The organism is Henriciella pelagia, from assembly GCF_002088945.1.
GTDB classification, from domain to species: Bacteria; Pseudomonadota; Alphaproteobacteria; order Caulobacterales; family Hyphomonadaceae; genus Henriciella; species Henriciella pelagia.
Map to the genome: position 1 here is coordinate 835,001 of NZ_NCSU01000007.1, position 12,417 is coordinate 847,417.

Here is a 12,417-nt window from a genome sequence, read left to right on the forward strand (position 1 = left end):
TAATCCTCCCTTCGGATATCCCGGTTAAAAGGACGCAATGAAATTCACCCGCCACCTAGCCGGCTACCTGCCTGTAAACCTTGCCACAGCGCTTGCCTCATTTGGCGGGGTATACGCGTTCAGCCGTCTGCTCGGCGCTGATGAATACGGACGTTACGCGCTGATGTTCTCGGTCATGGCGCTCATCCATACAGCTTCGCTGGCGGCGGCGGAGTCGGCAGCCTACCGGTTCACCGCTTCGGCACGCGCAAAGGGTGACCTCGCCGATCATTTCGCGACCATTCGCGGTCTCCTCCTGCGCTCCCTCGGTGTGGCGGCGCTGATGATGCTGGTTGTTGCGATCCTGCTTCGCGACATGCCGGACTATCTCGCAATCGTGCCGTGGATTGCTGTCCTCCTGCCACTCGGCACGGCGATACAGACCGCGCTGGAAGCCCACAGGGCAAGCCATCAGGTGCGCCGCTATGCGATCATTGCGACAAGCAAGCTGCTCGGCGGGTTCGTGGTCGGCGTTCTTGTTGCCTGGAAGACGGATGCCGGCGCTGCCGCCCCATTTATCGGACTCGCTGCGGCGTCGGGCGTACTGTTCCTGTCAGAAGCATCCTGGCTGTGGGGGCAGGGCAAGGGCGGGGAAAGCGATGCCGCCCGCCGCAAGACCTATCTGGGCTATGGCCTGCCCATCGCGGCGGCCCTCTGCCTCGACCTTCTCCTGTCGGCAGCCGACCGCATCCTGATCGCCATCTTCATGGGGGAAGCCTCGGTGGGCGAATATGCAGCGGGCTATGGCGTGGCGGACAAGACCGTTCTCCTCATTTGCGCCTGGGCCGCCATGGCAGGCTCCCCCCTTGTGATGAGCGCCTATGAAGACGCGGGTCCAGACGCCGCCGCGCGCGAGGCGGGCGGCCTCATCCGGATCATTCTCCTGGTCGGCCTTCCGGCCGCCACCGGTCTCGCCCTTGTTGCGGCGCCGCTGGCAGAGGCGATGATCGGCGAGGAGCTTCGTGCCGGCGCGATCCGCATTATTCCGTGGATCGCCTTTTCGGGCCTGCTGAACGGCCTGCTGATCCACTATTATTCGGAAGCGTTCCAGCTGGCCAGGAAGACAGGCGAGCGGGCGCTCCTGATGAGTGTCCCCGTCATCGTCAACATCCTGGCGAACCTCATTCTCATCCCGCTATTCGGACTGCTGGGCGCTGTCGGTGCCACGATCGGTAGCTATCTTGTCGGAATCACACTGCTGAGCTCGTTTGGCCGCAAATACATCGCCCTGCCATTTCCGCTTTTCGACTTTGCGAAGATTGGGCTCGCCTGCCTTGCCATGTGGCCAGCCGTGCAGCTCGTACCCGACCTCGGCAGCTGGGCCGAACTGTTCGCCAAGGCGATTGTTGGCGGCGTGACCTATGCTGTGGTCGCCTTTGTCATCGATGCTGGCGGCGCGCGGACATTCGTGCAAGACAGTCGCGCGGCATCCAGACAGCCCGAAATTTCGTAGGACAGGCATGAACGAACAGAAAAGCGATATCGGCACCGCCGCTGACAAGGCCAATCAGATCTGGGGCGATCTCGTCCCCGTCATCGGCTTTGTGTTGGTCTATAATCTGCTGCGCATCGTCAATATCGATACGGCCTGGATCAACAAGGACACTGCGCTCTACTGGGCAACGGGCGTACTCATCGTTCTGACGCTTGGCGTCATCACCATGAAGCTGAAGAACAGGGAAAAGATCCCGCCCTTTCTGATCGTCAGCACCGTGATCGTCGGCGGCTTCGGCCTGCTCGGCATCCTGCTGCAGGAAAAGTCCTTCATCTACATCAAGCCGACTATCCAGAACCTGTTCCTGGCGACGATCATCTTTGGCAGCATGGCGATCGGCCAGAATGTCTGGCGGGTGATGTTCAAGTCGGTTTTTGCGCTGCCCGGTCATGCCTGGAACCAGCTTGCCATACGCTGGGGGCTGTTCTTCGTGGCGATGGCGGTGTGGAACGAGTTTCTCTGGCGCACCTATGCGCCGGGCTTTGAAGAGCCGCTCAGATTTGCCGGCCTCACCATCGCACCGGCGGGCAGCTATGAATTCCTTGGGCTCACCTTTGGGGACAGGAATGCTGAGGATGTCTGGGCGAACTGGAAGCTCGGCAACATGGTGATCACCTTCATATTCGGCGCGGCCAACGTGCCGTATACGCTGAAGCACCTTCAGGATGAGCCCCGGAACTAGGTGGTGAGCGTCTCCGTGCCCGGCGGGTTTGCGAAGGGCGCGAAATCGGACTGCCCGCGCGTTTCGGCAAAATGGGTGAGGGCCCAGACGACGGTCGGAAAGGCAAGTTGCGACCAGGGGATATCCTTCCAGGCGACAAGCTTCGTTTCGAGGCTTTCCGGGCCGGGCCTGATATCTGACATCAGGTTTGCACGGAACATGACCTGCACCTGGCCGATGCGAGGGACCGAATAGACTGCCAGCACACGGTCAATCTCGATATCGGCGCAGGCCTCTTCGCGCGCTTCGCGCATCGCCGCCTGTTCGACCGTTTCGCCAAGCTCCATATAGCCGGCAGGAAGGGTCCAGAAGCCACGCCTTGGTTCAATGGCGCGCTTGCAGAGAAGGATCTGGTCATCCTTGCAAACCACGGCTCCGGCGACGATCCGCGGGTTCTGGTAGTCGATGAAGCCACATGTTCCGCACACGCGCCTTTCCCGGTCGTCGCCCTCTGGGACGGCAAAGGAGAAGTTTTCTTCCATATCGGGTGTCATCATCCTGTAATTGTCTCGCTTTATGGGAGAAACCCATTGATCCGCACACGGTTCGAACCCAAACTGACGCGAGGTAGAAAAATATGTCTAGCAGCGACGAGGGTAAGAGCGATATGGCGGCCGAACAAGCAGATACGAGTTTTGATCTGAAGGCCTCGCCAAGTCACTTGCTGCACCGCGCACAACAGGCAGCGGTCAACCTTTCATCGGCGACACTCGCTGAAAAAGGGCTCACGCTTCGTCAGTTTGCGGTGCTTGCTGCCCTCGCCCGCGAAGAAGGGCAAAGCCAGGCGCGCCTTGTCGAAGAGACCGGCATTGACCGCTCAACCCTGGCCGAGATGGTCCGCCGCATGGAGGCCTCGGGTCACATCAAGCGTGTCACCTCGAAGGAGGATGCGCGTGCCAAGGCCGTTTCGCTTCTGGCAAAGGGGCGCAAGGCCTATGAGGCCGCGCTGCCCGGCGTCGAAGCTGCCGACAGGGAGCTGCTCGACATGATCCGCTCCAACCGGCGCACGGGCTTCCTGGAGTCGCTGGCCAAGATCGGCGGCCCGGAAGACGACGAACCGGTCATCGAGGCTGAGCCGGAAGAAGCGCCTGCACCGGCTGTATCCGAAGTGACAGCACCCAAGGCCAAGTCGAAGAAGACCAAGGCCAAACCTGCCAAGGCCGAGGACGAAAAGCCTGCCAAAAGTGCGAAGGCGTCCAAGAAGGCTGCCAAAGCAGACAAGAAGTCTTCCAAGTCTGACAAGAAGAAAAAGAAAAAGAAGAAGTAGGGGCTTCAGCCCTCAAGCGCTTCGGAGACCTGTTTGCGCCGTTCCGCGTCGAGCGGTCCGCGAACATGCAGGATGATCTTGCCGTCCGGACTGATCACGAAGGTTTCGGGTACACCCGTCAGGCCAAATTCCAGCCCGCCCTGGCCTGAGGCGTCGACGCCGATCTTCTCGAACGGATTGCCAAGCTCTCCGAGGAAGCCGAGCGTGTCTTCCGTCCGGTCCTTATAGGCAAGGCCATACACCTGGCCCGGATGGCTCTCGGCAAGTGCCGTGACGTCCGGATGCTCGGCCCGGCACGGCGCGCACCAGCTGGCGAAGAGGTTGACCATGACCGGCTTGTCCACCGGCGGCGGGGCGAAGCTGATCGTCTGGCTTTCGTCGCTCAGCAGCGGGAAGACCGTGGCCGGCGCAATGCGGTCGGCCTTGGCGGTGAAGCTGTCCTCGGCCGGGCGCATCAGCTGGATAGCGCCAAGCGTGCCGAGCCCGACCAGCGCCGCGAGCGGCAGGATGGCCTGCCAGCGTTTCATTCGGCTTTCTCCGCGCGCAGTTTCTCAAGCTTCGCCTTGGACGCCCTGGCCCGCAGGCTGGCATAGATCAGGAGCAGGACCGGCACGGCGAGGCCGATGGCATAGATCGTCCAGATGAAAGCGGCATTGTCGTCAAAAGTCGGCAGCATCGTCTCAGGCCCCCGCCAGTTTGCGGGCGATCAGTACATCGCTTCGCCGCTGCCAGACTTCGGCGCGCATCAGCACCATGGTGAGACCGGCAAAGAAGATCATGTGACCAAGGGCGCCAAGCAGCAGCGGCGTCAGATAGACCGCCGGCATGGCCGGACCATCGGCGCGAAGCACGCTCGGCCCCTGATGGATGGACGCCCAGATATCGACCGAGAACTTGATCAGCGGCACGTTTACTGCGCCAACCATGGCAAGGATAGCACCCGCGCGCGCTGCCTTCTGGCGCGTCTCCATGGCGGCACGCAGCGCCATATAGCCAAGGAAGAGAAAGAACATGACAAGGACCGACATCATCCGCGCATCGTCCCAGAGCCACCAGGTGCCCCAGGTCGGCTTGCCCCAGATCGAGCCGGTCGCCAGGCACATCGCCGTATAACCAGCGCCAAGCGGCGCGATGGATTTCGCGGCCATGTCGGCAAGCTCATGCCGCCAGACGAACCAGACGAAGCTGGCAAGGGCGAGGCCAAGATAGCTGCCCATGGCGAGCCAGGCAGATGGCACATGGATGAACAGGGCGCGCATGATGTCGCCGCCCTGATAGTCATCCTGTGGAACCACCCAGAGCCCTTGCCAGACGCTATACGCAATCAGCAGCGCACCGACGCCGAGGCAGGCCGGCGCGAGCCACTTTGAAAGCGCCATGAAGCGGTGCGGATTGGCGAAGGCTGAAATCATGGGACCTTGATACTCGCGGGTCAGTCTACAGCCAAGCGCAAGGCCGCAGATGCGCCAATTGGTGCCACCGCCAGCGCGAACAGGGTCGAGGCGGAAAGAAAGAGGATGTTCGGGCCTTCAAGACCGGTCTGGACAGACAGGGCGCCGAAGATGGCTGTCGGGATAAAGAGGGGCAGGGCGAGGAGCGCAATGAGCAGGCCGCCGCGCGGAACGCTGGCGGCGAGCGCGCCCGCCACGCCGCCCCAGAGGAAGAAGGCAAGTCCGCCAAGTCCATAGGCCAGCATGGCTGGGACAAGCTGGCCTGCCGGGACTTGCAGCGTGATGCCGATGACCGGTGTCAGCACGACAAGCGGCAGGCCGGAGATGAGCCAGTGCGCGAGGATCTTGGCGGAGGCAATCAGGAAGAGCGGTGTCTCATCCTGCGCCCAGAGTTCAAGCGTGCCGTCTTCGAGGTCGGCCTGGAAGAGCCTTTCCATGGACACAAGCGAGGCCAGTGCCAGCGCCACCCAGAGCACGCCGGTGCCAATCGCCGCAAGCTGGCTTGCTTCAGAGCCGATGGTGAAGGGAACCAGCATTGCCGCGCCTGCAAAGAAGCCGATCGGCAGCAGCGCGCCGGCGCCGCCTGCCCATGCTTCGCCAATCGCCTGCCGGAAAGCGGCGCGGATGGGGGAGGGGCTATTCACAATGTCAGCTCCCGGCTCGCTTCGAACGGTGCATCGCCGTGCAGCGCTGCGATGACGCCGCCTCCGGACTGGCAATGATCATCGATCATCCGCGTCAGCATGGCTCGGCCGTCGCTGTCGAGTGCAGTGAACGGCTCGTCCAGAAGCCAGATCGGCCGGTCGACCAGCAGGAGCCGCCCAAGCGCCGTGCGCCGCTTCTGGCCTGCCGACAGCAGGCGCCCGGCCACATCCATCGGTCTCGCCAGTCCCATCTGGCTGGCAATGGCTTCCGGGTCGGCATCGCTTCCCCAGGCGCGTGCCCAGTGCGAGAGGTGCTGTCTCGGCGTTTCATGCGACTTGATGCCATTGCGATGGCCGAGCCAGTGATGCGTGCCCGCTGTCTCCACCGTGCCCGCATCAGGCCGGGTCAGGCCCGCAAGGATGCGCAGCAGTGTCGATTTGCCTGAGCCGTTCGGCCCGCGCAGGACGAGTTTCTCATTGAAGCCGAGCGACACATCCAGCGCTGAAAACAGGACCCGTTCGCCGCGGATCGCACCGAGCCCGGTGGCCGTGATGAGGGCATTCGAACTCAATGCGTTTCACTCACCAAAAGTGTCGCGCCCGGCTGCGATTGCACACTGGCGAGTTGGCCTGTATGACGCAGGCAATAACAGGCTGCGCCTGCCGGCGCGCCAGAACCGTTCTTGCAAGAAGAGGTCATTCGACTGATGCCATCCCTCGACAGTTTCAAATCCCGCCGCACCCTCGACGTCAACGGCAAGTCCTACACCTATTACTCGCTTCAGGCCGCATCTGAAAACGGTTTGGGCGATGTGTCACGCCTGCCGGCCTCGCTCAAGGTGCTGCTGGAGAACATGCTGCGCTTCGAGGATGGCAAGACGGTCACCAAGGATGACATCGTCGCCTTCGCCAAATGGCTCGACAATAAGGGCAAGGATGATCACGAGATCGCCTACCGTCCAGCCCGTGTGCTGATGCAGGACTTTACTGGTGTTCCGGCAGTGGTGGACCTCGCTGCCATGCGTGACGCCGCGAAGAAACTCGGGGCATCTGCTGAGGCCATCAACCCGCAGGTTCCAGTCGATCTCGTCATTGACCACTCCGTGATGGTGGACAATTTCGCCGGCCCCGACAGCTTCAGGAAGAATGTCGAGATCGAATATGAGCGCAACAAGGAGCGCTATGAGTTCCTGCGCTGGGGCTCGACGGCGTTTGAGAACTTCCGCGTTGTTCCTCCAGGCACCGGCATCTGCCACCAGGTGAACCTCGAATATCTGGGCCAGACGGTCTGGACGAAGGAAGAGAATGGCGAAACCGTCGCTTATCCGGATACCTGCGTCGGCACCGACTCCCACACCACCATGATCAACGGCCTGTCTGTCCTTGGCTGGGGCGTTGGCGGTATCGAGGCGGAAGCGGCCATGCTCGGCCAGCCGGTCTCCATGCTGATCCCGGAAGTCATCGGCTTCAAGATGACCGGCAAGCTGCCGGAAGGCGCAACTGCGACAGACCTCGTGCTCACCGTCACCAAGATGATGCGCGACAAAGGCGTTGTTGCGAAGTTCACCGAATTCTTCGGCCCGGGCCTCGCCAATCTCTCTCTCGAAGACCAGGCCACCCTGTCGAACATGTCGCCGGAATTCGGCTCTACCTGTGCCTTCTTCCCGACCGATGAGCAGACGCTGAAGTATCTGCGCTCCACGGGCCGTGACGATGACCGCATTGCGCTGGTCGAGGCCTACACCAAGGCGCAGGGCTACTGGCGCGAAGACATGCCGGACCCGGTCTTCACCGACGTGATCGAACTCGACCTGTCGACCGTCGTTCCCTGTATCTCCGGCCCGAAACGCCCGCAGGACAAGATCGTCCTCGACCAGGCCCCGGCCCAGTTCCGCAAGGACGTCAAGGTTATCAAGGGTGGCGCGGTCTCTGACGACAAGCAGCCTGAGACGCGCGGGGAGGCCCGTTTCGAGGGTGAAGGCGCGACCATGGTGAAGACGGAACCGGAAGATTACGGCATCCCGAAATATGCCGTGCCCGATACCGATTATCACATCCATGACGGCTCCGTGGTCATCGCGGCCATCACTTCGTGCACCAACACGTCCAACCCGTCCGTGCTGATCGCCGCTGGCCTGGTGGCTCGCAACGCCCGCGCGAAGGGCCTGAAGGTGAAGCCGTGGGTGAAGACGTCGCTTGCGCCTGGCTCCCAGGTCGTGACCGACTATCTGGAGCGTGCTGGCCTGCAGGATGACCTTGATGCGCTCGGCTTCAACCTTGTCGGCTATGGCTGCACGACCTGTATCGGCAATTCCGGCCCTCTGCCGCCAGCGATCTCCAAGACGATCAATGAGAATGACCTTGTCGCGTGTTCGGTTCTCTCCGGCAACCGCAACTTTGAAGGCCGGATCAGCCAGGATGTGCGCGCGAACTATCTCGCATCACCGCCGCTTGTCGTCGCCTATGCGCTGGCTGGATCGCTCCACCGCAATGTGGCGACCGAGCCGCTCGGTGTCGATCAGGATGGCAATCCGGTCTATCTGAAGGACATCTGGCCGACCTCTGAAGAGATCGCCAGCATCATGGCTGAAGCGGTGACGCCTGCCATGTTCAAGGATCGTTACTCCGACGTGTTCAAGGGCGACGAGATGTGGCAGGGCATCGAGGTCTCCGGTGGCCAGACCTATAGCTGGCCGCCTGCTTCGACCTATGTGCAGAACCCGCCATATTTCGAAGGTATGACCCTGGACATCGATGCGCCGGGCGACATTGAGGACGCGCGCGTTCTTGCGGTCTTCGGCGACTCGATCACGACGGACCATATTTCCCCGGCCGGTTCGATCAAGGCGTCCAGCCCGGCAGGCATCTACCTGCAGGAGCATCAAGTCTCACCGCTCGACTTCAACTCCTATGGCTCGCGCCGCGGTAACCATGAAGTGATGATGCGCGGCACGTTCGCCAATATCCGTATCAAGAACCAGATGGTGCCGGGGGTCGAAGGCGGCGTCACCGTCCACTATCCAAGTGGCGAACAGATGCCGATCTACGATGCGGCCATGAAGTATGAAGCGTCCGGAACGCCGCTCGTCATCTTTGCTGGCGACCTTTACGGCAACGGTTCGTCACGCGACTGGGCTGCGAAAGGTACGATCCTGCTTGGCGTGCGCGCCGTGATCGCCGGTAGCTTCGAACGGATCCACCGCTCCAACCTGATCGGCATGGGCGTCCTGCCGCTGGAGTTTGCCGAAGGCGAGAGCGCGAAGGAGCTCGGCCTGACAGGCAAGGAGCAGGTCAGCATCAAGGGGATCGAAACGATCAAGCCGCGCCAGAAGCTGGAAGTCGAGATCACGAAGGAAGATGGCTCCAGGATTACGGCGCACACCATCGTGCGTATCGATACCGAAAATGAGCTGGACTACTATCGCAATGGCGGCATCCTGCATTACGTGCTGCGGAATCTCGCTCGCGACGCTGCCTAAAATATCTGCAGAAAAACAAGGATGCCGCGCCCTTCCGGGGTGCGGCATCTGTGCGTTCACGGGCAAGTGATTTAAAAGTGTCACAACTCGGCGATATGTGGGCCCGATGATTAAACGGCTCGCGATTCTGACTGCCCTGCTTCTTGCGCCCTCTGCGCCGGCTATTGCCGAGCGCCCGGTGCTCGTTGAGCTGTTTGCGTCTCAGAACTGCACGGCCTGCCCCAAGGCGCACCAGACGCTGAAGGAGGTCGAGGCCGACCATCTGGATGATGTTCTCATTCTCACCTGGTCTGTCGATTACTGGGACTATATGGGCGAACCCGATCCGATGGCCATGCCCGTCGCGAGCGAGCGCCAGAAAGCCTATACAGAACGTCTCGGCCTTCGTGCGCCCTATACGCCGCAATCAGTCTACGATGGCGAGAAGCAGTGTCCGGCCACCAAGAAGCAGACCGTTGAGGCAAATATTGCCAATCAGGCCCGCAAGCATTCCAGCGGCATCTCGATCGAGCCGGTCATGGGTGGCTTTTCAGTCGATGGCGTCCTGCGCGAGCCAGTGGAAGTGCGCCTGGTGAGCTATCTCGCTGGCGAAGAGAACACGACCGGCATGGTCAATCCCGTGACCAAGGCCGAACTGCTTGGTACCTGGACGGGCGGCCGCGTCACTTACGGATATGCCTGCGAGGGCAGCTGTGCTGTCGTGGTGCAGGCTCGCGGGCATGGCGAAGTGCTGGCCGCGAGTTCCCTGCAATAGAAGAGACTATTTCTTCGACAGGCTTTCGAGCTGCTCCTGCATGATCTTCATCTGAGCTTTCAGAGCGGCCATGGCAGCATCGCGTTCGTCGGCGGGTTCTTCTTCTGGCGCTTCCGGTTCTTCTGGTGGATCTTCAGGGGCCACGCCGGCCATGCCTGGCGTGAACATTTTCATCGCCTGTTCGAACATGTCCATGTTGCGGCGCGCCTGATGCTCGAAGAAAGCCATCGGATGAGCACCGCCCATCGCTTTCTTCAGCTTTTCCTGGCTCGCGGCGAAGCTGTTCATGCTCATGTCCAGCCAGGCCGGGAGCATGTTCTGGGCACCGCCACCGTAAAAGCCGATCAGCTGGCGCAGGAAGGACAGGGGCAAAGCGCCGTCGCCTTTGGTTTCGCGCTCGAAGATGATCTGCGTCAGCACGGCGCGGGTCAGGTCTTCGCCCGTCTTGGCATCACGGACCTCGAAATTCACTTCCTTGCGCACAAGCTCGGCCAGATGATCGAGTGTGACATATGAGGAGGTGGACGTGTCATAAAGCCGCCGGTTCGCATACTTCTTGATGACCACCGTGTCGCCTGATCCGTTCCCTTTAGCCATTTCGTTCCCTTGTCTCCGCAAGATTGCGGCGAAATTGTTCCTGTGAGCGCCTGTCGGCGGGAATTTACACCTAAACTTCCCAAACCCTGCGCCTTGTTTATACATAGCATCCTTACATCAAGTTGAGCAGATGCAGCAAAATTTTTGCTGCGCAGCAAGCCGGGAGGAATGAATGGCGAAAGTTGCGTTGGTGACTGGGGGAACGCGTGGGATCGGGAGGGCGATCAGCGAGTACCTGAAACAGAAGGGTTTTTCGGTAGCGGCCAATTATGGCGGCAATGCCGAAGCAGCAAAGGAGTGTGAAGAAGCACTCGGAATCAAATGCTATAAATTCGACGTTTCAGACTATGATGCTGTCGGTGCCGGCCTGAAAGCCATCGAAAACGACCTGGGGCCAGTCGACGTCGTCGTCAACAATGCTGGCATCACCTGGGACGGCCCCTTCCACAAGATGTCCAAGGAACAGTGGGACAAGGTCATCGATGTCGATCTCAACTCGGCCTTCAATGTGACGCGCCAAGTCTGGGAGGGTATGCGTGAGCGTGGCTGGGGCCGGATCATCAACATCTCCTCCATCAATGGACAGAAGGGCCAGTTCGGTCAGGCAAACTATTCGGCCGCCAAGGCCGGCCTGATCGGCTTCACCAAGGCGCTCGCCCAGGAAGGCGCGAAGAAGGGCATTACCGTGAATGTCGTTGCCCCGGGCTATATCGACACCGAAATGGTGCGCGCCGTGCCGGAAAATGTGCTGGAAAGCATTATCGGAACCATTCCGGTCGGACGCCTCGGCAAGGCAGAAGAGATCGCTGCCATGTGTGGGTTCCTCGCTTCTGATGAAGCGGCCTTCATTACCGGCGCTACCATGACCGTGAATGGCGCGCAGTATATCGCAGGCTAATCAGCCTTTTCAGCGAGTATCTCAAGATGAAGCGGATGGACGAGCTCCATCCGCTTTTCATTTATCCAGCCGCGCAGCCGGACCTTGGTGCCGGCGGGTGTGTCGCAGGCCGGCCGCGCCGTGAAGGCCATGTCGATGATGAGGTCGCTATGGTGCATTGCGCGGGTGCACAGCGTACGGCGGTCCTCTTCCTCCGGGCGTTCGGCGGCGCCGCCGATGATGCCTTCCACAATCGTGAAGCCGCGATGGTCCGGCGCGAAGGCCGCCCATGACCGCGGCCGGTAGGTTTCGAGAGCCCACAAACCGGCCTGACTGGCGCGCGCTTCCTTTTCGGCCTCCATCAGGAGTTCGCCTGCGCCGTCTGTGTCGGGATAGAGCCTCACACGGGCATGACCGCGGCGAACCAGTTCCAGATTGACCCAATAGGCAGGGCCCGCCCCATCCTCTGTCGAAAGGTGGGCCAGCGCGCGATCATAGCGGTCGCGCGTGAGGCCCGGATAATGCAGGCGGACCGTGCGACCCATCAGCATGTCCTCAAGCGCGCGGGCGGCCTTGTCGGCATAGGGATCGGGATCGTCATAACGCCGGTTGAGGGCCGGGGCCTCAATGCCGACCAGCCGGACACTCTGACCAGTATCGAGCACCAGCGCATCGCCGTCGATGATGCGGACGACGCGGCCGCGTTCGCCTTCATGCATGGCGTCCAGCGGCCCGGGCTTTGAGCAGGCAGCGCTTGCCGCCAGGGCAACCATCATGATCCAGCCTGAAAGACGCATTGCTCCCCTTCATCCCTCCCCGAAAACACGCTATCGCATCTTCAGGGTGACCCCGTAGCTCAGCAGGATAGAGCAACAGATTCCTAAGCTGTTGTCCTAACCGGCGGAAACAGTAATGGATACGGGGAGCCCAGAGAAAGCCTGCTCCGGCGAGAAACCGCTGGGAAACTTTTAGACCCCGTAGCTCAGCAGGATAGAGCATCGGATTCCTAATCCGGAGGTCGCGCGTTCGAATCGCGCCGGGGTCGCCATGCCTTAGAAAAAGGCTGGTGTCCGAGCGCTAAGAGTTGTCTTCT

The 12,417-nt window shown here is 61.1% G+C and carries 14 protein-coding genes and 1 tRNA gene; 7 read left to right on the top strand and 8 right to left on the bottom strand.

Annotation, left to right across the window (positions count from 1 at the left end):
• Window positions 1-37: 37 nt before the first annotated feature.
• Together B8746_RS06875 and B8746_RS06880 are read left to right on the top strand one after the other, a co-directional pair.
• Window positions 38-1,492 (top strand): lipopolysaccharide biosynthesis protein, encoded by a 1,455-nt coding sequence (locus tag B8746_RS06875; RefSeq protein WP_084392851.1) that lies wholly within the window; start codon window positions 38-40, stop codon window positions 1,490-1,492.
• Window positions 1,493-1,499: 7 nt separating this feature from the next.
• Window positions 1,500-2,216 carry an inner membrane-spanning protein YciB gene (locus B8746_RS06880; RefSeq protein ID WP_084392853.1) on the top strand — a complete coding sequence of 239 codons (717 nt, stop codon included), beginning with the start codon at window positions 1,500-1,502 and terminating at the stop codon, window positions 2,214-2,216.
• Here B8746_RS06880 and B8746_RS06885 read toward each other — a convergent pair.
• On the bottom strand, window positions 2,213-2,749 hold the full coding sequence (locus B8746_RS06885; RefSeq protein ID WP_084393162.1) for an NUDIX hydrolase: 537 nt from the start codon (window positions 2,747-2,749) through the stop codon (window positions 2,213-2,215). The two genes, B8746_RS06880 and B8746_RS06885, sit on opposite strands and share 4 nt — an antisense overlap.
• Window positions 2,750-2,832: 83 nt before the next feature.
• Here B8746_RS06885 and B8746_RS06890 point away from each other — a divergent pair, with 83 nt between their 5' ends.
• Window positions 2,833-3,522, top strand: coding sequence for a MarR family winged helix-turn-helix transcriptional regulator (locus B8746_RS06890; RefSeq protein ID WP_084392856.1), 690 nt, complete (start codon window positions 2,833-2,835; stop codon window positions 3,520-3,522).
• 5 nt (window positions 3,523-3,527) lie between these two features.
• Here the strand turns inward: B8746_RS06890 and B8746_RS06895 are convergent, their stop codons facing one another.
• Genes B8746_RS06895 through ccmA form a run of 5 tightly spaced genes read right to left on the bottom strand, consistent with a single transcriptional unit; the run spans window position 3,528 to window position 6,189 of the window.
• Window positions 3,528-4,049: a redoxin family protein gene (locus B8746_RS06895; RefSeq protein WP_084392860.1), complete on the bottom strand. Its 522-nt coding sequence runs from the start codon at window positions 4,047-4,049 to the stop codon at window positions 3,528-3,530.
• Window positions 4,046-4,198, bottom strand: a complete 153-nt coding sequence (locus B8746_RS17095) for a hypothetical protein (protein ID WP_158084556.1) — start codon at window positions 4,196-4,198, stop codon at window positions 4,046-4,048. Before B8746_RS17095 ends, B8746_RS06895 begins: the two co-directional genes overlap by 4 nt.
• Before the next feature lie 4 nt (window positions 4,199-4,202).
• Window positions 4,203-4,934, bottom strand: coding sequence for a heme ABC transporter permease CcmC (gene ccmC / locus B8746_RS06900; protein ID WP_084392862.1), 732 nt, complete (start codon window positions 4,932-4,934; stop codon window positions 4,203-4,205).
• A gap of 20 nt (window positions 4,935-4,954) precedes the next feature.
• The gene (locus B8746_RS06905) at window positions 4,955-5,617 is read right to left on the bottom strand and encodes a heme exporter protein CcmB (protein ID WP_084392865.1); all 663 of its coding nucleotides are present in this window, start codon (window positions 5,615-5,617) and stop codon (window positions 4,955-4,957) included.
• Window positions 5,614-6,189 carry a heme ABC exporter ATP-binding protein CcmA gene (gene ccmA, locus B8746_RS06910; protein ID WP_084392867.1) on the bottom strand — a complete coding sequence of 192 codons (576 nt, stop codon included), beginning with the start codon at window positions 6,187-6,189 and terminating at the stop codon, window positions 5,614-5,616. Before ccmA ends, B8746_RS06905 begins: the two co-directional genes overlap by 4 nt.
• A gap of 135 nt (window positions 6,190-6,324) precedes the next feature.
• On the opposite strand from ccmA, the gene acnA reads away from it, so the two are divergent.
• Both acnA and B8746_RS06920 read left to right on the top strand, forming a co-directional pair.
• Complete coding sequence (gene acnA / locus B8746_RS06915; protein ID WP_084392869.1) at window positions 6,325-9,096, top strand: aconitate hydratase AcnA; 2,772 nt, start codon at window positions 6,325-6,327, stop codon at window positions 9,094-9,096.
• A gap of 106 nt (window positions 9,097-9,202) precedes the next feature.
• Window positions 9,203-9,850: a DUF1223 domain-containing protein gene (locus tag B8746_RS06920; RefSeq protein WP_084392871.1), complete on the top strand. Its 648-nt coding sequence runs from the start codon at window positions 9,203-9,205 to the stop codon at window positions 9,848-9,850.
• 6 nt (window positions 9,851-9,856) lie between these two features.
• On the opposite strand, the gene phaR is transcribed toward B8746_RS06920, so the two are convergent.
• Complete coding sequence (gene phaR, locus B8746_RS06925; RefSeq protein ID WP_084392873.1) at window positions 9,857-10,447, bottom strand: polyhydroxyalkanoate synthesis repressor PhaR; 591 nt, start codon at window positions 10,445-10,447, stop codon at window positions 9,857-9,859.
• Window positions 10,448-10,619: 172 nt separating this feature from the next.
• On the opposite strand from phaR, the gene phbB reads away from it, so the two are divergent.
• On the top strand, window positions 10,620-11,345 hold the full coding sequence (gene phbB, locus B8746_RS06930) for an acetoacetyl-CoA reductase (protein ID WP_084392875.1): 726 nt from the start codon (window positions 10,620-10,622) through the stop codon (window positions 11,343-11,345).
• Here phbB and B8746_RS06935 read toward each other — a convergent pair.
• The gene (locus B8746_RS06935) at window positions 11,342-12,121 is read right to left on the bottom strand and encodes a thermonuclease family protein (protein WP_084392877.1); all 780 of its coding nucleotides are present in this window, start codon (window positions 12,119-12,121) and stop codon (window positions 11,342-11,344) included. The genes phbB and B8746_RS06935 overlap by 4 nt on opposite strands.
• A gap of 174 nt (window positions 12,122-12,295) precedes the next feature.
• Between B8746_RS06935 and B8746_RS06940 the strand changes: the two genes are divergently transcribed.
• Window positions 12,296-12,372 (top strand) — tRNA-Arg (locus B8746_RS06940).
• Window positions 12,373-12,417 lie beyond the last annotated feature (45 nt).

What these genes read in the sequence shown, in the direction of transcription:
- B8746_RS06875 (WP_084392851.1), top strand. Translation starts at nt 38, where the DNA reads ATGAAATTCACCCGCCACCTAGCCGGCTACCTGCCTGTAAACCTTGCC.
- B8746_RS06880 (WP_084392853.1), top strand. Translation starts at nt 1,500, where the DNA reads ATGAACGAACAGAAAAGCGATATCGGCACCGCCGCTGACAAGGCCAAT.
- B8746_RS06885 (WP_084393162.1), bottom strand. Translation starts at nt 2,749, where the DNA reads ATGACACCCGATATGGAAGAAAACTTCTCCTTTGCCGTCCCAGAGGGC.
- B8746_RS06890 (WP_084392856.1), top strand. Translation starts at nt 2,833, where the DNA reads ATGTCTAGCAGCGACGAGGGTAAGAGCGATATGGCGGCCGAACAAGCA.
- B8746_RS06895 (WP_084392860.1), bottom strand. Translation starts at nt 4,049, where the DNA reads ATGAAACGCTGGCAGGCCATCCTGCCGCTCGCGGCGCTGGTCGGGCTC.
- B8746_RS17095 (WP_158084556.1), bottom strand. Translation starts at nt 4,198, where the DNA reads ATGCTGCCGACTTTTGACGACAATGCCGCTTTCATCTGGACGATCTAT.
- ccmC (WP_084392862.1), bottom strand. Translation starts at nt 4,934, where the DNA reads ATGATTTCAGCCTTCGCCAATCCGCACCGCTTCATGGCGCTTTCAAAG.
- acnA (WP_084392869.1), top strand. Translation starts at nt 6,325, where the DNA reads ATGCCATCCCTCGACAGTTTCAAATCCCGCCGCACCCTCGACGTCAAC.
- B8746_RS06920 (WP_084392871.1), top strand. Translation starts at nt 9,203, where the DNA reads ATGATTAAACGGCTCGCGATTCTGACTGCCCTGCTTCTTGCGCCCTCT.
- phaR (WP_084392873.1), bottom strand. Translation starts at nt 10,447, where the DNA reads ATGGCTAAAGGGAACGGATCAGGCGACACGGTGGTCATCAAGAAGTAT.
- phbB (WP_084392875.1), top strand. Translation starts at nt 10,620, where the DNA reads ATGGCGAAAGTTGCGTTGGTGACTGGGGGAACGCGTGGGATCGGGAGG.
- B8746_RS06935 (WP_084392877.1), bottom strand. Translation starts at nt 12,121, where the DNA reads ATGCGTCTTTCAGGCTGGATCATGATGGTTGCCCTGGCGGCAAGCGCT.